The sequence below is a fragment of the Paenibacillus sonchi genome (genome assembly GCF_016772475.1).
GTDB classification, from domain to species: Bacteria; Bacillota; Bacilli; order Paenibacillales; family Paenibacillaceae; genus Paenibacillus_AQ; species Paenibacillus_AQ sonchi.
This window is the reverse complement of sequence record NZ_CP068595.1, coordinates 7,272,646-7,298,456: the sequence shown is the minus strand read 5'-3', so window position 1 is coordinate 7,298,456 and position 25,811 is coordinate 7,272,646. Positions and strand designations below refer to the sequence as shown.

Sequence of the window (25,811 nt, the reverse complement as noted above, 5' to 3'; positions counted from 1 at the left end):
AGAAACTGCAAGCACACGGTGTGGCCTTTTGTTCAAATATAAGCATTTATATGCTTCACGCCATAAATGTTTCTTCTATTTCTCGCTGAAACGGTACCGTCCTTTAAAGGGACGGCGAAGCCGTTCTACTTGTGCGAAAGGTGAAAAGTGCCGCACTTGTTGCAATAGAACCATGCAACAAGCCCATGTAATAGAAGCAACTAATGCTGCCAAGTTGACTCGTGCACCAGTATGTAGCGTCTGTGATTAGTGCGGTTGGCTCGCGCAGCAAAACTTCACGGCTGTGCGGCTGACCCGTGTAGCCGATCACACGACTGATCCATGTGTCCGAGCGGTGCGGTTGAACCACATAGCAGATTTTCACGCCAGATGCGTTGTCAATTCGTGCGCCGACCTACACGACTGATTCCTACGCCTGTCCACACGGCAAATAGTGTGTCAGTCCCCTGACTAGTTGTACTTTCTGCAGTTATTACGAGCTGTGGAGGCCATCTTTATGCTTTAAGTGTAGTTTGTGCAACTAAAATTGATGATAAGCGGCTATTTAGCCAATTTCAGTTTAAATAAATGTACAGAGTACAATTATGTTCTGTTTCTGCTCAAAAGTGAGGTTTTAATTGTACAGAGTGCAATTAACCGGTTGCTGAGGGCATCCGGTGATGGGGGACTCACCTCCGTAGTCACTCACCTCAGTAGTCTTCCCAACTCATCAATCTTCCTAGCTCCCCAGTCACGTAAGACACCAAAGCCAGCTATTTGGTGTTCCCGATATTCAAAAATGACAACGCTTTCTTAAGAATGTTGGCTTATGCCGCCGTTGTCCGGGAGGGTACACTACATATAGAAGGAGGGTCGCATATGCAACTGGAGACACAGCTTACCAGCCCGCAGGCCGGCAGCGGCCGATTATGGAAGCGGTTCAAAAAACAAAAGATGCTTCATTTATTTGTTGGACTCGGCATGGTGTTTTTGGTGATTTTTTCGTACACGCCGATGTTCGGGATTCTGATGGCGTTTAAAGACTACAGCATTTCAAGCGGCATCAAGGGGATTTTTACAAGTGATTGGGTGGGGCTGAAGTATTTCGATGAATTTGTGCATGATTATCAGTTCGGCCAAATTGTCCGCAATACGCTGATCCTGAGCTTTCTGAAGGTCATCTTCGCTTTTCCGGCGCCGATTCTGCTCGCGATTATGCTGAATGAAGTGAAAAACATGGCCTTCAAGCGGTTCGTTCAGACGGTCAGCTATCTGCCGCATTTTATCTCCTGGGTTGTGGTGGTCGGTGTTTCCTATGCCTTTTTGTCCGCAGATGTCGGTGTGGTCAACAAGGCTCTGATGAGCCTCGGCTTCATCCACGAACCGCTCAATATTCTGACAAGCCCGAATTATTTCTGGGGACTGGCAGTCGGAAGCGCCATCTGGAAGGAAATGGGCTGGTGGACGATTATTTTCCTGGCAGCCATTACCGGCATCAATCCGGCACTGTACGAAGCGGCTGAGATCGACGGGGCAGGAAGACTTGCCCGCATCCGTCATATCACGCTGCCGGGGATGAAGGGAACCATTGTGGTCGTGCTGGTGTTGACGATCGGCAGTATTCTTGGAGGCGGACTGGTGGGCTCCAACTTCGAGCAGGCGTACCTGTTCGGCAACAGCATCAACAATCCGACTTCGGAGATTGTGCAGACCTATGCGTTCAAGGTGGGGCTGAGGGACGGCCGTTTCTCATATGCAGCGGCTATTGATTTAATCCAGTCGGTGATCTCGGTAATATTAATCTTTTCCAGTAACTTTATCGCCAAACGGATGTCAGGCTCAAGCTTATTCTAGAGAAAGGAGGAAGAGCCGTGCTCAAGAGTCAAAGACAGAAGGATCTGCTGTTGGACAGCATTATTTATAACGTCCTCTTCATGATCATGCTTACCATGCTGTACCCGTTCTATTATGTTCTGATTGCTTCATTCAACAAAGGATCGGATTCCCTTCTGGGGGCGTCTATCTCTGGCCGCGGAGTTTTACTCTGGAGAATTATAAAATGTTTCTGGACGATCCCAAATGGTATCGTGCCTTCATAGTCACGGTTGTCCGGACGGTTTCGGGTACAGCATTGGGGCTGCTGCTGACAAGTCTGGTAGCTTACGGGCTATCGCACCGTGACCTGCTGTTCAGCAAACTGTATTTTGCAATCATCATTTTTGCAATGTATTTTTCCGGCGGCCTGATCCCTTACTACGTGGTGCTGCGCTCGATCGGTCTGCTGAATTCGTTTGGCGTCTATATCATACCGTCGATGCTCAGTACGTTCTTCCTGCTCATTGCCATCTCGTTCTTCCGGGAAATTCCCGGTGAGCTGAAGGAATCCGCCCATATTGACGGCGCCGGCGAATTCGTCATTTTCTTCCGGATTATCCTGCCGGTATCCATGCCGCTGCTTGCCACAATGGCGCTGTTCATGGGTGTGGGCCAATGGAATTCCTGGCTCGATTCCGCCTATTTCGTCCAATCAGAGAATCTGCGGACGCTTGCCTTCCGCATGATGGAGGTTATTAACAAGAGCAATTCTCCGATGGATGCGATTGCCGCTGCCAACAGTGCTTCGGCAGGCGTGACCAGCTTCTCCTTGCAGGTAACGGCGATGGTAGTCTCCATCGTGCCGATCATCTGTGTGTATCCATTCCTGCAGAAGTATTTTGTGCATGGCATTATGCTTGGTTCCGTAAAAGGCTGAGAAAGCAGTTTCAATATTAAAGCGCTTGCTTTAATATATTTAATTACAAATGGGGGAGTTAATTTGAAAACAATCAGAAGCTACAGGATGCTTACGGCAGTATTGGCGGCTATCATGATGATCTCGCTCCTGTCCGCCTGCGGCAGCGGCGGCGGGAACGGGAACCAGGGAAGCAAACCGGACAATGCGGCGCAGGGGGACAATGCCGGCAGCAAGGATAACACGGGCGCGGCAGGGGATTCAGGCAACGGCGAAGTGAAGGAATTGTCGCTGTTCATCGACGCCCCCTGGTATCCGGTGAAAGAATGGAAAGGACCCGTGGCAGATAAAATCACTGAGAAAACAGGGGTGAAGCTGAAGGTTACCGTCGCAACGGACGACAAGCAGCTTCCGCTGATGATCGCTTCCGGCGACCTGCCGGACCTTGTTTTTACCTATTCGAACGTAGGCCGGATGTCGGACTCGAAGCTCTCCTATCCATGGAATGAGCTGATCGAGAAATATGCGCCGGACTTCAAGATTGACAAGACGAGAATTGCGATTCATACCATGGATGACGGCAACTTCTATACGGTCCGGAATTCCTTCGCCACACAGGAGGAAATGAAACAGAACAAGTATTCAATCGGCAGCGACGGCAATCCGGGGATTGCTGTGCGGGAAGATATTCTGAAAGAGCTGGGCAATCCGCCGATCAACTCGCTGGATGATTTTGTGAAGGTGCTGGGCATGGTCAAAAAGAAATACCCGGACATGGTGCCGCTCATCATGGACAAAGACTGGCTGGAGCAATATTTCCTCCAACAGTTCGGCACGGGGGTCCTGCTGGATGGCTGGTATGAACAGGATGGAAAAGTCGATTATTCCATTAGGCAGCCCAAAATGCTGGAGTTCTTCAAGTTTATGAACAGCCTGTACCGCAACGGATACATTCTGGCCGAAAATTTCGCGCTGGCGAACGATCAGATTGATGACCAGTACGCCACCAACGGCAAAGCGTTCGCCCACAGCCATACAGTGGCTACAGCAGATACGGACAACATAAAGATCAAAAGCAGCGGAAGCGGCTCATACACATTCAAAATGCTGCCCAGCGCCTTGACGAAGGACGCAAAGGTTGTAAGTGCGGGGCTTGGCTTTGCGGGAACGTTCATCACCCAAAAAAATAAAGATCCCGAAACCTCGATCAAATTCCTGCAGTATCTGGCAAGCGATGAGGGCAAGAAGCTGACGATGTTCGGCGTCGAAGGGGAACATTGGACCTGGAACAATGAAGGGCATCCGGATCTGAAATACAACCCTTCCGATGCGGATTTCGTTAACGGCAACGGCATCAAGTGGTGGTACCTGTACAACGACGGGGTTACAGAGGGTATGCTGTCCTATGTTCCGGGCTTACAGAAGACCCAGGCCCTGATGCAAACCAAAGCCATCACTGTCTATAAGCCGCAAATCGGCTTAATCCAGGCACAGCCGGATTCCGAGGAGAAGACGATCAAGACGAAGATTGACGAGATGGTCAAAAACGAGAAGGTCAGAATTTACCTTGCGAACTCTGAAGAGGAAGCAGTGGCAAATTACAACAGCATGGTTAAGAAGGCAGAGGATATGGGACTGCAAAAGCTGGTAGATTGGGCCAATGCAACCTATAACAAAAAGAAGGATTTGTTCAAGTAAGCCACGGACAACCGGTAGAGGCGCCATGCCTCTACCGGATTTTGCTTGTTCATGGTACGTTTAGTGGACATCAATCCGGGATTCAGGAGGATTCGTCACCGTGAGCATCGTTCGTAAAATCACTTTGGGATATGTCATCCTGATTTTTATTCCAGTTGTCGTGTTCGGTTACTACTATTACTCCCAAATCTACGGCAACCTGACCAATCAATTTGTCCAAAGCCGTCAGAAAATACTGGAGCAGGCCCATGCCAATATGAAGATGGACCTGACCCGGATCGACTCCATCCAGCGTATGCTGCAATATAACCCGTATGTCACGGATTATCTGAACGGAGTATATGAATCGGATTCGCACAGCATTTACGCCTACAACCGTTACATCAGTCCGGTTATCACCCAATCGCTGTTTATCAATCCGGAAATTGAGAGCTTCCGGATCTATAAAACCAAACAGCGGGTACTTCCGATTACTGACCGTTTTCTGGACATGTCATCTCTGAATCCGCAGGGCCAGGAGGTCGCGCACACGCTGAAGCCCGGTCAAGGAATATGGATGCTGACCGATCCGGGGGCGGCGGCGCCTTCGCTTATGTTCTACCAGAACATTTACAACTCTGATTTTACCGAGAAAATCGGAATTCTTGAGCTGCGCGTCGGCAGCAGTTTAATCGGGAAGCTGTACGAGGCGGCCGGTGGAAGAGACAATTGGCAAGCCTTCCTGCTTCCCGAGCAGGGGGTGCCGCCGGCGGAAGGCGCCCCGGCAGGCATTGACAAAGCAACCTGGAAGCTGCTCGGTTCCAAGGATGCCCGGCCTTATTTTATCAACAATAAAACTATTGTAAATCAGTTGTACATTGAGGAACTGGACGTCCGGGTCGTCGTGACCGGTAAGGTTGACGATGTGTTCCGCACAATCAAGCGCAAGGAGATTATTCTGGTCTTTACGATCATCGCGCTCCTGGCGGTCTTGTCATTTGTTTATTATGCGCTCGCATCGACAATTACCAAACGCATTCTGCTCCTTGCCAGACATATGCGCAATCTGGACGACGATAATATGAAGCAGTTCATCAGCAAGCACGATAAACCGAACCGCCTGGATGAGATCGGATTTCTGACCTCGACCTACAATTCGATGATCCGGCGCATGGACGAGCTGATCAACAACGTCCACCGGTCCGAGCTGCGGAATAAAGAAGCGGCATATAAAGTGCTTCAGGCCCAGATCAAACCGCATTTTCTCTATAATACCCTTGAGACGATCCGGATGCTGGCTGAGTCCAATAATGACAAGGAAGTAGCGGATATTTCGTTCTGGTTCGGCAAGCTGATGCGTTACAGCCTGTCCTCGGAAGGGGACCGGACCGTTCTGGCCAGAGAAATCGAAACGGTCGTCTTCTATCTGAATATTCACAAGATGCGGCTCCAGCATAGACTGACCTACGAGATTGACGTCGCCATGGATGCGGAGCAGCTGGACTGTCCAAGATTCATGCTCCAGCCTCTGGTCGAGAACAGCATCGTTCACGGGGCGTCCGCCATACTCAGGCCCGTCCATATTAAGCTCCAGGTCCGGGAAACCGGAGATGAAATCCGCATCTCCATTACGGACAACGGAACAGGCATCCAGGAGGACAAGCTGCTGGCGATACGCTCCCGGCTGGCAAGGGGGGCGACAACAGAGCCGCGGAGAACGGGGGAGGCGTGGGGCTGTTCAATGTCAGCGAACGGATCAAATCGTTTTTCGGCGGCTCCTCGCAGCTGGTTATTGACAGTGAGCAGGACCGGGGGACATGCCTAAGCATCATCATCTCAAAAGGAGGGACGGGTCCGACATGAGAGTATTGATTGTAGACGATGAGCCGCTTATCCTTAACGGATTGGTTAAGATCATCGGTGAAGCGGCACCGCTCGGGACAGAGGTATTCAAGGCGAACAACGCTTTTGAGGCACTGGATCTCATGAAGGACCACATGCCGGATGTGACCGTTACGGATCTTCATATGCCGGAGAAAAACGGATTCGAGCTGATCGAGGCAGCCAGGGACAGCGGGCTGTGCGACCGTTTTATTATCCTTACGGGCTACGATGAATTCGAATATGTACGGAAGGCGCTCCGCACGGGAGTGGTGGATTATCTGCTGAAGCCGATCGACAAAAATGAGATTGCCTTACTATTGGCGCGTATTGACCAGGAGCTTCCTTCCGAAGCCGACCCGGAGTGCTCAGGGCATGCGAAACGCATTCTGGCTTATACCAAAACCCATTATATGAACGATCTGTCACTGGACCATCTTGCCGAATTGATGAAGCTTCATCCGAACTACATCAGCAGCCTGTTCAAAAAAGTGACGGGCGACACGTTTGTCAGTTATTTGAATGCATTCCGGATCAAGGAGGCCCAGAAGCTGCTCAGGTCCCAGCGGCAGCTGTCTGTAAACGCCATCGGGAAAAAGGTCGGTTTTGAGAATAAGCATTATTTCACCAAAGTGTTCAAAAAGTATACGGGCATTACGCCGGGCGCCTACCGGGAAGAGGGCGAAGCGGAATGGAATGACGGTGGCGGGGAAGTTTCCGTCAGGAAGTGAACAAAAGAGAGCGGCCAGCGCGATCGACAAGATATGCTCTATATCGAAAAAAATCTCACCCAGGATCTGTTGCTGGTCCGTTTGGCGGATGCGCTCAGCGGGTAATACTAAATTTCTGCTCGCGGCGGCGCAAGGCTGCTTGCTGCTGCCGGGAACAGGTCAAAGACAATCGCTCCTTTGGGGATGGATGGCGGTGCCTCCATTGTATCCAAAAGAGCGATTTTTTGTGTCTGTTTATGAATAAATGCGGTAGTTTCCGCTTAGCGCCAGCAAGCTGAAGAAGTAGAGGCAGTTATCGTAATACCGGCGGACACCGGTGCGCAGCGGGGTATTCCAGAACAGCTTGACGTAATGTCCGGCATCCGGCCCATCGGCAGCGAGCGAGGCCATAGCCAGGGTTGCCAGGAGCCCGACCGGATGCAAGGACAGCTCCTCAAACGGCTGGCCGTCAATGGTGTAGCGCCGGTAATCGGCGGCATCGATGTCGCGGAAAAAGGCCTGAATCCGGTTGGACTGCCCTGTCTGCCAAGGGTCGCAGCGGAACCACTCATAGTCCAGCCCGATGTTGGCCGCGACCCGGTAAGCATCACTGAAGAAGTGGCGGAAGTCTCCATGCGGCTGGGGCTCGGCCGGGGTTCCGTCATAGTTGGCATATTCGGGGGAAAGGCCGGTTACCGGATGACAAGCCTTGTGCAGATAGGCTCTGCTTCTGGCAGCAGCCTCTTTCCAGAAAGCCCTGTCCTGTTCATCTGCCTGCAGGGCAAATAATTCATAGAAATGGGGCAGATGGTAGGAGGGATCGCTGAAAGGGGTCTCAGGAACGAATTTAATCAGCTTGGTCGCCGGGTCCCACATCGGATCGCCATCTTCATTTTCCCCTTTATGCACACAGGCGCGGAGAATAATTCTGGCCTGCTCGGAATAGTTGAACGGTTCGGCGCCGTCGCCCCAGCGCTTGGAGGCAAAGAACAGCGCCATGGCAAAAAATTCTTCCCCGTCCGGCGCCGGACCGGGCGACAGCCGTGTTCCGTCCAGCTTGCAGTGCCAGGCGAAATAATCCTTGTAACGGCCTTCCGTATGCTGCATATATACTTTGGCGAACTTCCAGAGCCGGTCGAATTCTTCCTGCTTGTCCATTTGAACAGCCATCATCATTCCGTAGGACATGCCCTCTGTCCGCACATCGGTATTGCCGGTATCCACGATATAGCCCTTATCATCACCCATGGGATGGTAGATTCGGACATCGGGCGCGCCGTAGAATAATTCGTTCCAGGTGTCATCAAGCCTGTGCCGGACGGCCTCTTCCGATATTCCGTTTTCGCGAAACAGGTTTCTGTATTTTCCCGTATAGAAGGAGCCTTCTGTGAAGATATTCATAACAATCCTCCAATGGATAGAGTTTTGCCCAAAGTATAACATAGGCGGAACTATAGAAATTAAAGCGTTTTCCTTAAAATTTATAGGTGATCCGGGCTGAGCCTAAAATCTTTGAATAGATCAATGTTAAGTGGCTATATGTCATGGACTTCGGTCAAGGCGCATCCCTATACTGTAAGGGACAAACCGTGATGCCAAAAAAATATAAGGGTGATGGTTATGCGCAACAAGGGTGAAATTACGATGGCAAAAAAACAAGGCTTCAATCCGTATCTCCCGTCCCGGGAATATATCCCTGACGGCGAGCCGTATGTTTTTGAAGGCAGAGTATATGTGTATGGCTCGCATGACCGTTTTAACGGGCACGCTTTTTGCTTGAATGACTATGTCTGCTGGTCGGCACCGGAGGACGATCTGGCCGATTGGCGGTATGAGGGTGTAATCTACCGGACTACGGATGACCCGTTGAATCCTGAAGGCAGCATGTGCCTGTATGCCCCCGATGTCACCGTGGGACCGGACGGGCGGTATTATCTCTACTATGTGCTGGACAAGGTTTCCGTCGTTTCGGTGGCGGTCTGCGACAAGCCGGGCGGCAAGTATAAGTTCTACGGTTATGTCAGATATGCCGATGGAACACGCCTTGGCGAGCGGGAAGGCGACGAGCCGCAGTTTGACCCGGGGGTATTGACCGAAGGCGACACCACCTACCTGTACACCGGATTCTGCGCGTATGGTGATCAATCGAGACATGGCGCAATGGCAACGGTGCTTGGCCCGGATATGCTCACAATTGCCGAAGAGCCTGTATTTGTTGCGCCGAGCCAGCCCTACAGCAAGGGGAGCGGATTTGAAGGCTATGAGTTCTTTGAAGCGCCTTCCATCCGCAAAAGGGGAGATACCTACTACCTCATCTATTCCTCGATCTCCATGCATGAGCTGTGTTATGCGACCAGCAAGCATCCGACCAGAGGCTTCACCTATCAGGGAGTCATTGTCAGCAATTGCGATCTTCATATAGATACGTACAAGCCGGCGGATCAGCCGATGTATTACGGCGGCAATAACCATGGCAGCATCGTAGAAATCAGCGGTGCATGGTACATTTTTTATCACCGGCACACGAATGGGACGGCGTTCTGCCGGCAGGGCTGCATCGAAAGGATTGAATTCCGCGGGGATGGCACTATTCCCCAGGTGGAGATAACCTCCTGCGGTCCGAACGGCGGGCCGCTTGAGGGCCGGGGGAATATCCGGCATACCTGGCCTGCCATTTGTTCTGCAAGGATCAGGAAATGTACACCGGAGGCTTTGGCCCTATGGGAGCATGGATGGACAGCCGGTTTCCGAAGATTACCCAGGACGGCAGGGATGGCGATGAGGAGATTGGTTATATCGCCAATATGACCGACTCAGCCACAGCCGGATTCAAGTACTTCGATTGTCAAGGGGTTACCCGGGTCTCCATCAAGGTGCGCGGTTACTGCCATGGAGAATTCCAGGTAAAGACCGCCTGGGATGGACCGGTGTTGGCCTCAATCCCGGTAGGCTTCACCAATGTGTGGACCGAATATACAACAGACGTGGCTATTCCTGACGGGGTACAGTCCTTGTACTTCACTTATACCGGCGGCGGCGGAGCGCAACTGGGTTCCTTTACACTGGCATAAGCCTGGTTGAAAAATATAGACAGCAGGACCGCAGCATTCGCTGACGGTGCTGCTGTCTTGCTGTTTAGAGGCCATCACAGGCCGGAGGCGTACCGGGCCTTATACTCTGAGGGCGTCATGTCCATATAATGCTTGAACCATTTGGTGAAGTAGCTGACATGCTGGAACCCGGACTCCAGAGCAGCCTCCAGCACATTGTAAGCGCCGCTGCGCAGCAGGCTGGCCGCCTGGCTGATACGGATATAGTTGAGATATTCCATTGGCCTCATGCCGGTCCGGTCCTTGAAAAACTTGCAGAAATGCGAGCGGCTCAGCGACACCACCGCAGCGAGCTGGTCCAGCTCCAGCTTCTCGCGCGAATGCTCCTCCATATAGCTCAGAACCTGCCGGATCTGCCGGTTGTCCTCGCGCGCGCGGCGGGCTCCCGGATCAGGCTCCATCCCCGTCTGTGCGAGCGGGTAACTGTCGGCAATGAACAGCAGCAGGAGCGCCTTCAGACTCATCTCATAGGCCGCAGCCTTCTGGTCATAACGTTCCAGCAACTCTCTGACCAGCCGGAGCAACGGTAGGTGGGCGCTATCCGCCGCAGATAACAGGACCGGCAGCCGGGCCGTCTCCTGCAGGAGCGGGTCCAGGTACTGCACCTGTACCCGGTCGGGATGGGGCGAGGACAGCCAGGAGATGCGGAAGACAATCGAATAGTAGCAGGTGCCCCCGGAGCCGGTGTCCATGCCGGAATGGAGCTCCCCGGGATGGACGATCAGGGCATCTCCGGCATGAAGGGCGTATTCGCGGCCCTCGATATAGAACATAGCCTGGCCGGAAGCCAGAGTGATAATCTCCATCTCATTATGCCAATGCACCGGAAGGATGGTATGCACGCCGGCCGGATGCTCCACCTTGTAGATATGCAGCGGGAATTCCGGCTGGCCATGCAGCTTATGCTCCCGGTAACGGTGTTCGTACATGTCGCCCTCCTATGAATCGAAATATTGTGCTGATGAACCGCAAATATATGCTAGAGAATCCGCTATCAATAATAATATCATTATAGTTATGGGAAGTCATAATGAAAGGTGGATGCATTGTGGAATTGAAGCATGTACATTCCGGCGAGGACGGGATCAGGCTGGAAACGATAGAGGGGCTTATGCAGATTGACTGGTGTACGCCGGACATTGCCAGAATCCGGTATACATTAAATGCGGAGCTAAGTGGCAAAGAGAGCCTGATGGTAGTGAGCCGCCCGGAAGCGGAGGCGGTTGAATATAAGGTGACCGACCTTCCGGGCCATCTGGAAATCGCAACCGCAGAGCTAACCATCCAGGTGGACAAAGCGACCTGTGCCTTCAGCTACAGAGCTGCGGACGGCACACTGCTCACACGGGAGCCGGCCAGAGGCGGCAAAACCCTGGAGCGCACAGAGGTCTATCATACGGTTTTCGATGCTTCAGCAGACACGGTAGAGACTGGACAGGGTGCTGATGGGTTGCGTGCAAGAGCGGAAGGAGTGAACCGGAGGCTGGAGCGGGAGGCTTTTCATACGAAGCTGGAATTTGAATGGCAGGAGGGTGAAGCCCTGTATGGGCTGGGCTCCCATGAAGAGGGAATGATGAACCTCCGGGGCAAGCATCAGTACCTGTATCAGCAGAATATGAAAGCGGTTGTCCCGGTCCTGGTCTCTACGCGCGGATACGGGGTTCTCGTTGATTCGGGTTCGTACATGACCTTCCACGATGATGCCTTCGGCTCGTATCTCTGGACCGATGCGGATGAGGAGATGGATTACTACTTCATTCACGGACCGGAATTCGACCAGATTACAGCGGGCATCCGCTATCTGACCGGAGAAGCTCCGATGCTGCCGAAGTGGTCCTTCGGGTATGTACAGTCCAAGGAAAGGTACGTCTCCCAGGCGGAATTGATTGCCATCGTGCAAGAGTATCGTGAACGTTCGCTTCCCCTCGACTGTATCGTGCTTGACTGGCAGTCCTGGACGGGGAATCTGTGGGGGCAAAAGACCTTCGATCCTGAACGCTTCCCTGATCCCTCGCAAATGATGAACAGCCTGCACGCCATGAACGCCAAGCTGATGGTATCGATCTGGCCGATTATGGGCGCAGGCGGGGCTAATCATGAGGAGATGAACGAACGCGGCTTCCTGCTAGGTAATCAGGCTACCTATGATGCCTTCCGGGAGGAAGCGCGAGAATTGTACTGGGAGCAGGCCAATGAAGGAATGTTCGCGCATGGAGTCGATGCCTGGTGGTGCGATTGCACCGAGCCGTTCGAAGCGGACTGGAAGGGTGCGGTGAAGCCGGAGCCGGAGCAGCGGCTGCTGATTAATACGGCAGAGTCGAAGCGGTATCTCGATCCGGGCATGATTAATGCCTATTCCATGCAGCACTCCAAAGGGATCTATGAAGGCCAGCGCGCAGAGACCTCAGCGAAGCGGGTGATCAATCTGACACGCTCCGCTTATGCCGGGCAGCACCGGTATGCCACGATCACCTGGTCCGGTGACACCGCCGCCAACTGGGAGACGCTGCGCAGGCAGATTGCCGACGGTCTCAACTTCTGTGTGACCGGCTCGCCTTACTGGACGCTGGATATCGGGGCCTTCTTCGTGAAGAATCACAAGGAGCAGTGGTTCTGGAGCGGGGATTATGACGATGGTGTCGCCGATCTGGGCTACCGGGAGCTGTACGTCCGCTGGTTCCAGCTCGGAGCCTTCCTGCCGATGTTCCGTTCGCATGGCACGGATACACCAAGAGAGATATGGCAGTTCGGTGAAAAGGGCGAGCTGATGTATGATACGCTCGTGAACTATCTGAAGCTCCGTTACAGGCTGATGCCATATATCTACTCCCTGGCGGGAGCTGTGGCACACCGAAGCTATACTATGTTCCGCGCGCTGGCCTTCGACTACCGGGAGGATGTGCGGGTTCATGCCATCGGCGACCAGTTCATGTTCGGTCCGGCCTTCATGGTGGCTCCCGTGACAGAGGCTATGTATTACGGTCCCGGCTCCCGTGAGCTTGAGGGTATTCTTAAGCAGCGCAGGGTCTACCTTCCTGAAGGGGAATGGTATGATTACTGGAGCGATGAACGGCTGGAGGGCGGCGTGACGATTGAAGCCAAGGCGGATCTGGAGACGCTTCCCCTGTATGTCCATGCCGGGTCCATTGTTCCGCTCGGACCCGATGTTCAATATACGGATGAACAGCCGGAAGCTGTGACCCGGCTCAAGGTATACGGAGGCAAGGATGCAGCCTTCACCCTGTATGAAGATGAAGGCGATAATTATAATTATGAGACCGGATCGTATTCGATGATTGAGCTGAGCTGGTGTGAAGCGGACCGCAGCCTGACTATCGGGAAGCGGACGGGAGAATATGCCGGAATGCAGGCGGTAAGACAATTTGCCGTAGAGCTGGCCGGTCGTGCCGGAAGCTGTATTGTTACTTATGAAGGGGAAGCTGTAACCGTCCGCGAAGAGGACTTGCACTGCTGAGGCCTAATTGGATTTTTGACCAATTATACGCTGGATAGAGAAGCTCTAGTAAGCTCTGTTACTCTTGCGGTAGGCGGCGGGTGTCATGCTGGTGATTCTTTTGAACGTACGGTAAAAATGGGGCAGGCTCTCGAAGCCGCAGGCCATGGCAATCTGCTCGATGGTATAGCTTGATTGCAGCAGGCTGTCCTTGGCGGCAAAGATCCGCTTGGTCGCAATATAATCCGTCACATTCATGCCCAGACGCTGCTTGAAGACCCGGCTGAAATGGGCTGGTGAGATCGCCGCCCGTCCGGCCAGGGTGCCTAGCTCCAGCGGCTGATCCAGATGATCGTTGATGTAGCTGAGCGCCTCACGGAACCACTCCGGCAGCAAGGGACTTGAAGCAACAGGCTCGGCGGCTTGCGGCAGGCAGTAGCGGTTCAGATGCAGCAGTGTAAGATGAAGCAGCAGCGTAAGCGCCTGCCCGCCATCCTGTTGATTCTGCTCGCGCTCCCGGTGGATCGCCTCGATATCGTTTTGCAGAATTTCAGCATGTTCAGGAGACAGGGTATACTTATACTGCTTGTTTGTCTTGGCAGCGTCGAACAGCTTCAGATAGGGATAAGACTCACTGTAGGTATGGTTATGAATCAGAGCCGGGCTGAAAAAAGGGCGGAGGAAGTCACCGGCTCCTCATTGTCGGGAAATCCCCGGTGCACCGTATTCCCGGGAACGACAATTATGTCGCCCGGATGCATCTCATAAAAGGTCTGATCGATGAAAAAGCTTCCTTTGCCGCCATATACGTAGATGAATTCGTACCAGTCATGCTGGTGGTCGGGCAGCTCGCGCTGCGGGCTTTTCGTTTCCTTATAGTCCAGCAGCAGCGTAAACGGCAATTGATGGTCAAAATGCCTGCGGATCGGTTCCATGACGTCGCCCCCTGAGTCAAATCTGAACATTCTTACCCACATCATATCAAAATAAGGTATAGATTTGTTTGTTTTAGCTATTTTTATTCCTTTATCGGATGTTTACAATAAGGTGGAATGGAGGCGTTATCATGTATATTGATGCTCATCAGCATTACTGGAAGATAGACAGGGATGATTATGGATGGATTACGCCGGAGATTCCGGTGCTGTTCCGGGATTATCTGCCTTCAGACCTGGAACCGCATTTGCACAGGCACGGCATCAGCCGCACGATTGTGGTACAGGCTGCGCCGACCGTGGAGGAGACGGAATACATTTTGGGACTCAGCAGGCAAGCGGAGTCCATCGCCGGCGTGATCGGCTGGCTGGACCTGGCAAGCCCGACCTTCAAGGAGCAGCTCCGGCAGCTTCGCGGGCACCGGAAGTTCACCGGGCTTCGCGTCATGATTCAGGAGATGGAGGACCCCGGCCAGCTTTTGACCCGGCCATATATAGAAGCGCTCTCATATCTTGCGGACGAGGATCTGCCCGTTGACCTGCTCGTTCTGGCGGACCAGCTTCCGCAGCTGATTGAGATGCTGGAACGGGTTCCGGGACTGCGGGGGTCATTGACCATCTGGCTAAGCCGCCGATTGCTTCGGGCCAATTAGAGCCGTGGCGAAGCCGGATGGCGCAGATTGCGAAGCACCCGGGGATTTATTGCAAGCTGTCCGGGATGGTCACCGAAGCCGATCCCCAGGGCTGGACGCAGGAGGATTTCACTGCTTATGTTCATGCCGTGCTGGAGCTGTTCGGACCGGAGCGGGTGATGTTCGGCAGCGACTGGCCCGTGTGCCTGATGGCGGCAACCTATGACGAGGTTGTGGAGATTCTGCGCAGCGCACTACAGGGCCGTATGTCAGCGGAAGAGATGGAGCCGGTGTTTGGAGCGAATGCGGCGGGATTTTATAAGCTGTTAGATTGAACTTGAAAACATGCTGAAAGGGAAAAGTGGCGGAGGAGAATTTTGGAACTGTAGGAGCGAATGCGTCCGCCTTTGTCACCGGATTTCTACCGATAATAGCGGTTTAATCAAGAAATCCGGGGACAACAGTGGCCGGAAGTCCAAACAATCTTTGGAGTCACGTCAATCCCCGTAAGAGAAAAAATGCAAGTACAGTCTATAAAGATTCACTAATTATAGGAGGTAGTGCAATATGAAATACAGAAAGCTGGGCAATACGGGACTGGAGGTCTCGGCATTAAGCTTCGGGGCCTCTTCGCTGGGCAGCGTGTTCCGGGAGGTTCCGAGGGATGAGGCCATCCTTACGGTTCATACGGCGATTGATCTGGGGATTAACCTCATTGACGTTTCCCCGTATTACGGTCTGATGAAGGCGGAAACGGTGCTGGGCGAGGCGCTGCAGACGGTACCGCGCGACAAGTATATCCTGTGCACGAAGGCCGGGCGTTACGGCGAGGGGGAATTCGATTTCTCCAGGGAGCGGATCATCCGCAGCGCGGAAGAGAGTATGGGCCGCCTGGGCACGGATTATCTGGATATTCTGCTGCTGCATGATGTTGAATTCGGCCCGGTGGAGCAGGTGATGGAGGAGGGAATTCCGGCGCTGGAAGAGCTGAAGCAGGCGGGCAAAATCCGTTACTACGGCGTCAGCGGCCTGCCTCTGAGCGTGTTCGAGAAGGTGCTGCCGCAGACCAGGCTGGATGTCATTCTGTCCTATTGCCATTATTCGCTCAACGATACCACGCTGCTCCGGCTCCTTCCGCTGCTGGAGAAGAGCGGCACAGGGCTAATGAATGCGTCGCCCATTTCGATGGGGCTGCTCAGCAACCGCAAGGTGCCGGACTGGCATCCGGCGGGAGCAGAGATTCAGGCCGCGTGTCAGCGCGCTGCTGAATACTGCAGAGACAAGGGAGAAGACATTGCCAAGCTGGCGGTCCAGTTCTCCACCGCGAACGAGCAGATTCCAACCACCTTGGTCAGCACGGCAACACCGGCTAATATCCGCAACAATATTAAGTGGACCGAAGAGCCAATGAACGAACAATTACTGACTGAAGTGCGCGACATTCTGAAGCCGATTGACGGGGCGACCTGGCCGAGCGGCCGGGCAGAATGGAACGAAGCACCAGGCCGGAACGGGGAGCGCTTATAATGAAGGGAATTATTTGTGAGGAGGTCGGAAAGTTCGTATTCCGCGAGGATCTGCCGGAGCCGGAGCTGCGGGACGGGGAAGCCATTATCAGCATCCGCCGCATCGGGATCTGTGGAACAGACCTGCACGCCTACCGGGGCAACCAGCCTTATTTCACTTATCCGCGTGTGCTGGGGCATGAGGTGTCCGGGATCATTGAGCGCATTGGCGACAATCCGCAAGGGCTGCGGGCCGGGGATCAGGTCAGTGTCATTCCCTATCTGCATTGCGGAGAGTGCCGGGCCTGTCTGAGCGGCAAAACGAATTGCTGCCAGAAAATGAGAGTGTTCGGTGTTCATCTGGACGGCGGGATGCGGGAGCGGGTATCCTTGCCTGTCCGCAATCTGCTGAAGACAGACGGGCTGACGCTGGATCAGGCTGCCATGCTGGAGCCACTGGCGATCGGTGCCCATGCGGTGCGGCGCTCCGGCATCAGCGCCGGGGATCAGGTGCTGGTGATCGGAGCAGGCCCGATCGGGCTAGGCGTGATGGCAATGGCCCGGTACTCCGGGGCGAAGGTCATTGCGATGGATGTCAACGATGAACGTCTGGTCTTCTGCAAGGGCTGGGCGCAGGCGGAACATACGGTAAGCGCTTTGAAAGAGCCGAAGGAACAGCTATCGGCGCTGACGGACGGCAATTTCCTGCCGCATGTCATTGATTCCACCGGCAACATCTCTTCTATGGAAGGCGCCTTCGGACTGGCCGGTCATGGAGGAACATTAACCTATGTCGGTCTGGTCAAAGGCAATATTACCTTTAGTGATCCCGATTTTCATGCCCGCGAGATGACGGTGCAGGGCAGCAGAAATGCGACCCGTGAGGATTTCGAGCGGGTAATCAGCGCCATTAGGGACGGTTACATTGATGTGGACAGCTATATTTCCCACCGCTGCTCATTCGGGGAGATGATTGGGCAGTTCGAGAGCTGGCTGAAGCCTGAATCCAGGGTAATCAAGGCCCTGGTTGAGCTGAATTAACTGCGAAGGAGCGGAAAAGCGATGACAAGCAAGGAACACAGCCAGCGGTTATGGTACAGTGAACCGGCACAGAATTGGAATGAGGCGCTGCCGATCGGCAACGGGCGGCTTGGAGCCATGATCTTCGGCCGGGCGGCCGAGGAGAAGCTCCAGCTCAATGAGGATTCCGTCTGGTACGGAGGTCCGCGTGACCGCAACAATGAAGATGCGTTGCCCAACCTGCCGAAGCTCCGCCAGCTGATTCTTGAAGGCAAGCTGCGGGAGGCGGAGGAGCTGGCGGCCATGACGATGGTGGGTCTGCCGGAAGCGCAGCGCCATTATCTGCCGCTTGGCGACCTGCTGCTGTCGTTCGGCGGACATGAGCAGCCAGTGGAAGATTATAGCCGGGAGCTGGATCTGGAACGCGGCGTATCGCGGGTGAGCTATGTGACCGGCGGGGTACGATATACCCGTGAGCTGTTTGCCAGCTACCCGGATCAGGCCATCGTGGTGCGGATTACCTCTGATCAGAAGAACGCAATCTCCCTGAAGGCCAGGTTCAACCGCCAGAACTGGAGAATGCTGGAGAAGACCGAGAAATGGAATGACAGCGGACTGGTGATGGGCGGAGAATGCGGCGGGCGCGGGGGCAGCTCCTTCGCTGCCGTATTGAAGGCCGTCACAGAAGACGGCACCTGCCGCAACATCGGCGAATATGTACTGGTGGAAGGGGCAAGCTCTGTCACGCTGCTGCTTGCCGCAGGAACCACGTTCCGCCATCCCGATCCGGCACTTCATGCCAAGCGGCAGCTTGAAGAGCTGAGTAGGGTTCCTTATGACAAGCTGCTTGCCCGTCATGTCGCGGATTACCGCAGCCTGTATGGCCGGGTTACGCTCACGCTCCCGGAGAACCCCGAGCTGAACGCATTGCCCACCGGCGAACGGCTGAACCGCTTCCGGCAGGGGAAGAGGATCACGGGCTAATCACAACCTACTTCCAATATGGCCGGTATTTGCTGATCGCCTCCAGCCGCCCAGGCTCCTTGCCTGCGAATCTGCAGGGCATCTGGAATGACAGCTTCACCCCGGCCTGGGACAGCAAATTCACGATAAACATTAATGCGCAAATGAATTACTGGCCGGCTGAAATCTGCAATCTGGCGGAATGTCATGAGCCGCTGTTCGATCTGATCGAACGGATGCGTGAGCCGGGACGGGTGACCGCCAGGGTGATGTATGGCTGCGGCGGCTTCACGGCACACCACAATACGGACATCTGGGCAGATACTGCTCCGCAGGATACGTACCTGCCCGCATCGTTCTGGCCGCTGGGCGCAGCTTGGCTATGCCTGCACATGTGGGAGCATTACCGGTTCAGCCAGGACCGCCATTATCTGGCGAATGCCTACGATACCATGAAGGAATCTGCGCAATTCCTGCTGGATTACCTGATAGAGGATGAGTCGGGCCGGCTGATTACCTGCCCGTCCGTCTCGCCGGAGAACACGTACCAGCTTCCCGGCGGGGAATCGGGTGTGCTGTGCGCCGGAGCCTCGATGGACTTCCAGATTATTGAGGCGCTGTTCAAGGCCTGTGTCCAGAGCTCGGAGATTATCGGGCGGGATGAGGTATTCCGCGAAGAGCTTCGCGCGGCGCTGGACCGGCTGCCGGGACCGCAGATCGGCAAATATGGGCAGATTCAGGAGTGGATGGAGGATTATGACGAGATCGAGCCGGGTCACCGCCATATCTCCCATCTCTTCGCCTTGTATCCCGGGGACGCCTTCACGGTCCCGGGGACGCCTGAACTGGCAGCAGCCGCCCAGACAACGCTAGAGCGCAGACTGGCCGGCGGCGGCGGACACACTGGCTGGAGCCGGGCTTGGATCATTAACTTCTGGGCGCGGCTCCAGGATGAGGGCAAGGCCTATACCAATGTGCGGGCGTTGCTGGAGCATTCGACCCTGCCTAACCTGTTCGACAATCATCCGCCGTTCCAGATTGACGGGAATTTCGGAGGAACAGCGGGCATCGCGGAGATGCTATTGCAGAGTCATACAGATAGTATCAGACTACTGCCTGCATTGCCTGCGGGCTGGAGCGAGGGCAGTGTCAAGGGTCTGCGGGCAAGAGGCGGTTATACCCTCGATTTCACCTGGAGCGGTGGACTCGTTGCGGAAGCAGTGGTAACATGTACCGTATCCGGCCCTTGCCGGCTCGAAGGTCCGGGACTTGATTCCGTATCGTTCACAGGAGAAGCGGGAAGCACGTATACATTCACCCGCTGAAGCCGGGCAGCAGGCTGCCGGATTGACGAATACAATAAGGATAGTACACTGGGATTGGCGCATTTGCGTCAATCCCTTTCTGCTGTGGTTGGCTAGAAAGCCAATGTGCTGAGATGGCGGCGCGTGGGACAAATGTATGCGAAAAACCGAACATAATTTGCTGGGGACGGCACGTGGGCCGAATGTATGCGAAAACCCGAACACAACAATCTACTGGGTGGCGGCACGTGGGCCAAATGATGAGCATTAGTGCCCCTGAATTCGCCTGAATTTGTCAAAATCCGGCCAACCCGAGGAGGCCGCAAGCAGGCTCAGGCGCCAGGCGCAGCCAGCTCAGGAAGAACGGCAATTCCGCTGCCGCGCTGCAAGCAATCGCTTTCTTTTTATGAATTTTCAGGGGGAAGACCTATATTCTATGAATTGTAAGCGCATTCTGAAAACGTATAATTAAAGTTGTCACCAGGAGAAATTAGAAGCATAAGCGATTAGCCAAAAAGGGGAGGCATAACAACATGCACAAAACGGCAAAACGTTCAGCAGCAGCCGCTGCAGCCGGTGTATTAGCACTCACACTGGCACTGACAGGCTGTGGATCAAGCAATAACACCAGCAACACCGGCACCAAGGATGCCGCTACTGGAGGAAATGCCAGCCCGGCAGCAGCCGGAGACGACACGGCTCCGGTAACCTTCTCGGTATTCATGAACGGTCCCGGACAACAGCCAACGCCTGACAATAAGATTCTGAAACTGATTAAGGACGAGACCGGGATCAGCTTCAACATGGAATTCCTGGTCGGCGACCTGCAGCAGAAGCTGGGTGTCATGATTGCCGGAGGCGACTACCCGGACATCCTGTCGGGCGACGACAAATTAATCAACGCCAAGGCGTACATTCCGCTTGAGGATCTGATTGAGAAATACGCTCCCAACCTGAAGAAGCATTATGGTGCTGTCTGGAACCAGATCAAGGATGAGAGTGACGGGCACATTTACGTACTGCCAAGCTATGGCGTCTATCAAGGTAAAATTACCGAGCCTACTTACCAGGGGCCAGGCTTCTGGCTGCAAAAGGGCGTGCTTGAGGAAATGGGCTACCCTACTCCCAAGACCCTGGATGAGTATTTCGATATCATTGCCAAATATAAAGAAAAACACCCGGACATGATCGGGTTCGAATCACTCAACTTCGACTGGCGCGTGTTCCCGCTGCAGAATCCCCCAGAGCATCTGTCGGGGCATCCGAATGACGGGGCCGTTATTGTAGATAACAATGTAGCACAGATTTTTGCCGACAAGGATATCTCCAAGACCTATTACAAGAAGCTAAATGAGATTAACGCTCAAGGCTTGATGGATAAAGAAGCCTTCGTTCAGAACTATGACCAGTATCTGGCCAAGATTGCAAGCGGCAAGGTAATCGGGATGTTCGACCAGCACTGGAACTTCCAGGACGGCGAGAAATCCCTGATCTCCCAAGGCAAGCTGGAAAATACGTATATCGGCTTCCCTCTGCTCTATCCGGGCGCAGAAGAATGGTACCGTGACCGCGGAGCGGTCGGCACTAACCGCGGATTCGGAATTTCGATCAATGCCAAGGACCCTGTCCGCATTATCAAATTCTGGGATAAGATGATTACCGAGGATTGGCAGAAGACGCTTCAATGGGGCGTGAAAGGCGAAGATTATGAAGTGAACGCAGACGGCTCCTTCTACCGTACGCCTGAGCAACGGGCGAATGCGGATCAGACCAGCTGGCAGGTTGCCAACAAAATCTCAGGGATGTTCGGTTACATGCCCAAGATTCAAGGTACGTACAGCGACGGTAACGCAGCAGATGCCGGTACACAGCCTCAGGAATTCTTCGACAGCCTGAAGCCTTACGACCAGAAGATTCTGAAGGCGTACAACAAGAAATCCTGGTCTGAATTCTTCAAGGAACCAAAAGAGAACAATATCTACTTCCCTGCGTATTCCATCGTGCTTAAGGATGGTTCACCAGCCCAGCTCGCACAGTCCAAACTGAATGACCTCCAGATCAAATATTTGCCGAAAGCCATTATGGCCAGCCCTGCAGAGTTCGACAGCGTGTGGCAGGATTATGTGGACAGAATCCACAAGCTGGACATCAAGGCCTATGAAGACCGGATGAATGAAGGCATTCAGCAGCGTATCGAAAAATGGAGTGTCAAGTAAGTCATTCAGTACAGAAAAAGGAGCGGGAAATGCTATTTCCCGCTCTTCCTAAATAGGACTGCGTGAATAGGACTGCGTGGAGAGAATGATTTTTACAGGAGGGAATACAACATGTCTGATGCCGTACTGGACAAACAGGTCAAAAAACAGAAGACCCGAAAAAGCAAAATCGATCCGGAAATCGGTGTGAGTCTCAGCTGGAAAACACTGAAAACACAGAAACAGCTTATTTTTATGTCTGTGCCCATTGCACTGTATCTGATTATCTTCAACTATGTTCCCATTTGGGGCTGGCTTATGGCCTTTCAGAATTACCGCCCGGCGGTGTCCTTTGGCCAGCAGGAATGGGTAGGCCTGCAGCAGTTCAAGTTTTTATTCTCCGATGATACCTTTATGCTGGTACTGCGCAACACCATTGCCATGAGTTTTATTAACCTGGTATTGGGTACGGTTACGGCTATCGGCCTGGCTCTGCTGCTGAATGAGATCAAGCTCAAGTTCTTCAAGCGTGCAGTTCAGTCGATTTCCTATTTGCCGCACTTTCTGTCCATGGTTATCGCTGCGGGGATTGTGTCCACTTCACTCTCCATCGATGGCGGGATTGTCAATGTCGTTCTAATGAAGCTTCACCTGATTAAAGATCCGATTATGTGGCTCAGTGAGGGGAAATACTTCTGGGGCATTATCGGGGCGGCGAATGTGTGGAAAGAGGTGGGCTGGGGTACGATCATCTATCTGGCTGCCATCACCTCCATCGATCCTTCCCTGTACGAGGCAGCATCCATTGACGGCGCGAAACGTTTTCAAAAGATGCGTTATATCACGCTTCCGGGAATTAAAGCTACATTCGTTATTTTGCTGATTATGAACATTGGACATATTCTGGATGCCGGCTTCGAGCTTCAATATCTGCTGGGCAACGGACTTACTGTGGACTATTCGCAAACCATTGATATCTTTGTAGTGAAGTATGGTCTGGCTATGGGGAACTACTCGCTGGCTACGGCGGCAGGGATCTTCAAAACGATTGTCAGTGTCATTCTCGTATTCATCGCAAACAATGTCGCAAAACGCCTCGGCGAAGAGCGATTACTATAGAGGAGGAAGCCCATATGAAAGCCGGGACCAAAGGTTCAAGCCGGATTGAGCCGGTTGTATTTCATACGATCAACACGATATTTATGCTCTTTGTGGTTACTGTCACGCTCTATCCGTTCCTCCAGACGCTGGCGGTATCCTTCAATGACGGCAGCGACACGCTGGCCGGGGGATCTATCTCTGGCCCCGCGCATGGACGCTGGAGAATTACCGGGCGGTCTTTATATCAGGCACGATCTATCATGCCGCATTTATCTCGGTATCCCGTACGATCATCTCAACGGTGCTGGGTGTATTCCTTACTACGATGCTGGCGTATGCACTGGCGCAGCCGCAATATATTTTTCGCAAAAAGATCGGCCTGCTGTTCATCCTGACGATGTATTTCAATGCCGGGCTGATTCCGAACTACTTCCTGATCAAGAATATGGGCCTGCTGCATAACTTCATGGTCTATATCCTGCCGAGTCTGGTCAGCGCGTTCAACCTGATTATCATGCGGACGTATATCCGCGGGCTTCCGTTCAGTCTTACCGAATCGGCGAAGATTGACGGGGCGGGAGAATTCAGAATTTTCTGGAAAATCATCTTCCCGCTCTGTACGCCTGTACTGGCAACCGTTGCCCTGTTCATCGCGGTAGGCTCCTGGAATGCCTGGTTCGATACGTTCCTCTATGCCTCCTCGGATCTCAAGCTTAGCACGCTGCAATATGAAATGATGAAGATGCTGGGCTCTATCATGAGTGCGAACAATGATCCTTCGATGCTTGCCGGAAACCAGAACAATCAGGTCCAGTCACTGGTTACGCCAGCCTCCATGCGTTCAGCAATTACGATCGTTACAGCGGTTCCGATTCTGTTCGTCTATCCTTTTTTGCAGAAGTATTTCGTGGTAGGATTGAACCTGGGAAGCGTGAAAGAGTAATTGTCACTATGTATTATATAAGGAAAATATGTATACTATAACCGTTTCGGGTGCGGCCGAAGCGGTTTCTCCTGTTCAACATGGGGAGTCCTGCGGGCTCCAACTACTTATATAAAGATGGTGATCCCATGCTTAAGGTACTGTTTGCCGACGATGAGCCGATTATGCTGGAAGGACTCCGCTTCCTGGTCGACTGGGAGGCACTAAATTATGAAGTATGCGGCGAGGCGCTGGACGGGGAGGATGCGCTTGAGCTAATCGGCAGCACCCGCCCTGACCTGGTTATCACCGATGTGCGTATGCCGGTCATCGACGGCCTTGAGCTCATCCGAAGAACCTCTGAAAGCGATTTCCAGCCGAAATTTATTATTTTTAGCGGCTATGCTGACTTTGAGTATGCCAAGCGGGCCCTTAAATACGGAGTATCCAATTATTTGACCAAGCCTCTGGATGAAACGGAGCTGACGGAGGCGCTGCAGACGGTAACGGAACAGATCCTCAAAGAACGTAAGGCGTCCTCACGGCGTGATGCGCTCTCGGCTCTGATGCAGGAGGATATGGTATCCCGGCTCCTGATGCGGGAGAATACGGAGGAGGAGCGGGAGAAGGGGCTGAAGACGCTGGGGATCTCCCCCGCCTCGCGGCTATGCTGTGTTCTGGTCCATGGAGCAGCGCCGGACAGCCTGCATATGCGTGAGCAGGTCGCTGCCATGAGCGGCAAGGAGCCGCTGCGCAGCATTAGGGTCTATCCGTTCACCGCAGGCAGCGGGAAGCACGGGTATCTGCTGGTGTCCCCGCAGGAAGGGCCGGCGCTTGACCGGGCATTGCTTACCCGGTGGATGGAGGAGATGCGGCCGCTGTACAGCACGCCGGTCTTTTTCTCGGCAAGTCTTCAGCATCAGGGCCCGGAGACTCTGAATTCGGCATACCATGAGGCGCTGGCAGCTGAACTGTGCAGGCCGGATGGCCCGGGGGCGGGGTGGCCGGCTTCTTCGAGAAGCAGGATAAGACGCAGATGGCCATGCTTCCGGCAGAGCTGAGACGGTCGTTGCTGCAATCCGTCACCGAAGGGAAGGTCGATCACCTCACGGATCAGCTTGGCGAGGTGTTCAGGATTTTCTCGGCGGAGGTGGCTTCCAGCTCCTGGATCGACGCTTTTCTGGCCAACGTCAAAGCTGAGCTGCTACGTGAAATTACCGCCAGAGGGGGAGACTATGCGCAGTGGGTGCAGAAATGGTTCCCGTCCCGGCATACGGCCAGCTGTCTTCCGCTGCTTGAGCGTCAGATAGAGGAGGAACTGTGCGAGGCAGCAGAGTGGTTCGCAGCGGCTGCGGACGGCAGGGCGGAGGATCAGATCGTGGCCGCAGCGATCGAGTATGTCCGCGGGCATTATCAGGAGAAGCTGAAGCTGCAGGATATTGCCAAGCACCTGCATGTAAATTCCGCCTACCTGGGACAACGGTTCAAGAAATATTACGGCAGCTCCTTCAACGATTATCTCCATGAATTCCGTATTGAAGAAGCGAAGAAGCTGCTGCGCCGGACCGATATGGGAATATCAGATATTGCAAGCAGAGTGGGCTATTCAGACGCCGATGTGTTCGCCGCCAAGTTCAAGGCGCTTAACGGAGTGACGCCTTCTGTATACAAGAAGAGTTAATTCAACAGGGA

At 53.6% G+C, this 25,811-nt stretch carries 18 protein-coding genes and 4 pseudogenes; 18 read left to right on the top strand and 4 right to left on the bottom strand.

Features of this window, described 5'->3' with window-relative positions; genetic code table 11:
* Positions 1 to 858 precede the first annotated feature (858 nt).
* The 5 genes and pseudogenes from JI735_RS32790 (at position 859) to JI735_RS32770 (ending at position 6,999) form a co-directional block, all read left to right on the top strand.
* Positions 859 to 1,833 carry an ABC transporter permease gene (locus JI735_RS32790; protein WP_039833157.1) on the top strand — a complete coding sequence of 325 codons (975 nt, stop codon included), beginning with the start codon at positions 859 to 861 and terminating at the stop codon, positions 1,831 to 1,833.
* A 17-nt stretch (positions 1,834 to 1,850) separates the two neighbouring features.
* Positions 1,851 to 2,731: pseudogene (locus tag JI735_RS32785) on the top strand (carbohydrate ABC transporter permease).
* Positions 2,732 to 2,794: 63 nt separating this feature from the next.
* Complete coding sequence (locus JI735_RS32780) at positions 2,795 to 4,408, top strand: type 2 periplasmic-binding domain-containing protein (RefSeq protein ID WP_039833159.1); 1,614 nt, start codon at positions 2,795 to 2,797, stop codon at positions 4,406 to 4,408.
* A gap of 100 nt (positions 4,409 to 4,508) precedes the next feature.
* Positions 4,509 to 6,212 (top strand): sensor histidine kinase, encoded by a 1,704-nt coding sequence (locus JI735_RS32775; RefSeq protein WP_233476177.1) that lies wholly within the window; start codon positions 4,509 to 4,511, stop codon positions 6,210 to 6,212.
* 34 nt (positions 6,213 to 6,246) lie between these two features.
* Positions 6,247 to 6,999 carry a response regulator transcription factor gene (locus JI735_RS32770; RefSeq protein ID WP_039833161.1) on the top strand — a complete coding sequence of 251 codons (753 nt, stop codon included), beginning with the start codon at positions 6,247 to 6,249 and terminating at the stop codon, positions 6,997 to 6,999.
* Between the two features lie 234 nt (positions 7,000 to 7,233).
* On the opposite strand, the gene JI735_RS32765 is transcribed toward JI735_RS32770, so the two are convergent.
* Entirely contained in the window at positions 7,234 to 8,379 is a 1,146-nt protein-coding gene (locus JI735_RS32765) for a family 8 glycosyl hydrolase (RefSeq protein ID WP_039833162.1), read from the bottom strand.
* A gap of 243 nt (positions 8,380 to 8,622) precedes the next feature.
* Here JI735_RS32765 and JI735_RS32760 point away from each other — a divergent pair.
* Positions 8,623 to 10,049: pseudogene (locus JI735_RS32760) on the top strand (family 43 glycosylhydrolase).
* 74 nt (positions 10,050 to 10,123) lie between these two features.
* Here JI735_RS32760 and JI735_RS32755 read toward each other — a convergent pair.
* Entirely contained in the window at positions 10,124 to 11,017 is an 894-nt protein-coding gene (locus JI735_RS32755; RefSeq protein WP_020432781.1) for an AraC family transcriptional regulator, read from the bottom strand.
* Between the two features lie 119 nt (positions 11,018 to 11,136).
* On the opposite strand from JI735_RS32755, the gene JI735_RS32750 reads away from it, so the two are divergent.
* Positions 11,137 to 13,563 carry a glycoside hydrolase family 31 protein gene (locus JI735_RS32750; RefSeq protein WP_039833177.1) on the top strand — a complete coding sequence of 809 codons (2,427 nt, stop codon included), beginning with the start codon at positions 11,137 to 11,139 and terminating at the stop codon, positions 13,561 to 13,563.
* Positions 13,564 to 13,608: 45 nt separating this feature from the next.
* Here JI735_RS32750 and JI735_RS32745 read toward each other — a convergent pair whose 3' ends face one another.
* Both JI735_RS32745 and JI735_RS32740 read right to left on the bottom strand, forming a co-directional pair.
* On the bottom strand, positions 13,609 to 13,938 hold the full coding sequence (locus JI735_RS32745; protein WP_202676824.1) for a helix-turn-helix domain-containing protein: 330 nt from the start codon (positions 13,936 to 13,938) through the stop codon (positions 13,609 to 13,611).
* 257 nt (positions 13,939 to 14,195) lie between these two features.
* Positions 14,196 to 14,477: a cupin domain-containing protein gene (locus JI735_RS32740; RefSeq protein ID WP_202676823.1), complete on the bottom strand. Its 282-nt coding sequence runs from the start codon at positions 14,475 to 14,477 to the stop codon at positions 14,196 to 14,198.
* 131 nt (positions 14,478 to 14,608) lie between these two features.
* Between JI735_RS32740 and JI735_RS37620 the strand changes: the two genes are divergently transcribed.
* The 11 genes and pseudogenes from JI735_RS37620 (at position 14,609) to JI735_RS32695 (ending at position 25,800) form a co-directional block, all read left to right on the top strand.
* Positions 14,609 to 15,130, top strand: coding sequence for an amidohydrolase family protein (locus JI735_RS37620; RefSeq protein WP_325175560.1), 522 nt, complete (start codon positions 14,609 to 14,611; stop codon positions 15,128 to 15,130).
* Positions 15,088 to 15,444: an amidohydrolase family protein gene (locus tag JI735_RS37615; protein ID WP_325175647.1), complete on the top strand. Its 357-nt coding sequence runs from the start codon at positions 15,088 to 15,090 to the stop codon at positions 15,442 to 15,444. The genes JI735_RS37620 and JI735_RS37615 overlap by 43 nt, the downstream gene beginning before the upstream one ends.
* A gap of 232 nt (positions 15,445 to 15,676) precedes the next feature.
* A complete protein-coding gene (locus JI735_RS32730; RefSeq protein ID WP_039833168.1) occupies positions 15,677 to 16,636 on the top strand; it encodes an aldo/keto reductase in 960 nt (319 codons plus the stop codon).
* Positions 16,636 to 17,655 carry a zinc-binding alcohol dehydrogenase family protein gene (locus tag JI735_RS32725; RefSeq protein ID WP_039833169.1) on the top strand — a complete coding sequence of 340 codons (1,020 nt, stop codon included), beginning with the start codon at positions 16,636 to 16,638 and terminating at the stop codon, positions 17,653 to 17,655. The genes JI735_RS32730 and JI735_RS32725 overlap by 1 nt, the downstream gene beginning before the upstream one ends.
* Positions 17,656 to 17,676: 21 nt before the next feature.
* A pseudogene (locus tag JI735_RS38040) lies at positions 17,677 to 19,619 on the top strand (glycoside hydrolase family 95 protein); the annotation flags it as partial.
* 54 nt (positions 19,620 to 19,673) lie between these two features.
* A complete protein-coding gene (locus JI735_RS38035; protein ID WP_411830147.1) occupies positions 19,674 to 19,922 on the top strand; it encodes a glycoside hydrolase family 95-like protein in 249 nt (82 codons plus the stop codon).
* Between the two features lie 512 nt (positions 19,923 to 20,434).
* Positions 20,435 to 22,117: a type 2 periplasmic-binding domain-containing protein gene (locus tag JI735_RS32715; RefSeq protein ID WP_039833171.1), complete on the top strand. Its 1,683-nt coding sequence runs from the start codon at positions 20,435 to 20,437 to the stop codon at positions 22,115 to 22,117.
* Between the two features lie 111 nt (positions 22,118 to 22,228).
* Entirely contained in the window at positions 22,229 to 23,215 is a 987-nt protein-coding gene (locus JI735_RS32710; protein ID WP_039833172.1) for an ABC transporter permease, read from the top strand.
* 14 nt (positions 23,216 to 23,229) lie between these two features.
* Positions 23,230 to 24,140: pseudogene (locus JI735_RS32705) on the top strand (carbohydrate ABC transporter permease).
* 80 nt (positions 24,141 to 24,220) lie between these two features.
* Positions 24,221 to 25,180, top strand: coding sequence for a response regulator (locus JI735_RS32700; protein WP_202676822.1), 960 nt, complete (start codon positions 24,221 to 24,223; stop codon positions 25,178 to 25,180).
* Positions 25,156 to 25,800, top strand: coding sequence for a helix-turn-helix transcriptional regulator (locus tag JI735_RS32695; protein ID WP_202677725.1), 645 nt, complete (start codon positions 25,156 to 25,158; stop codon positions 25,798 to 25,800). The genes JI735_RS32700 and JI735_RS32695 overlap by 25 nt, the downstream gene beginning before the upstream one ends.
* The last annotated feature ends 11 nt before the right edge of the window (positions 25,801 to 25,811 follow it).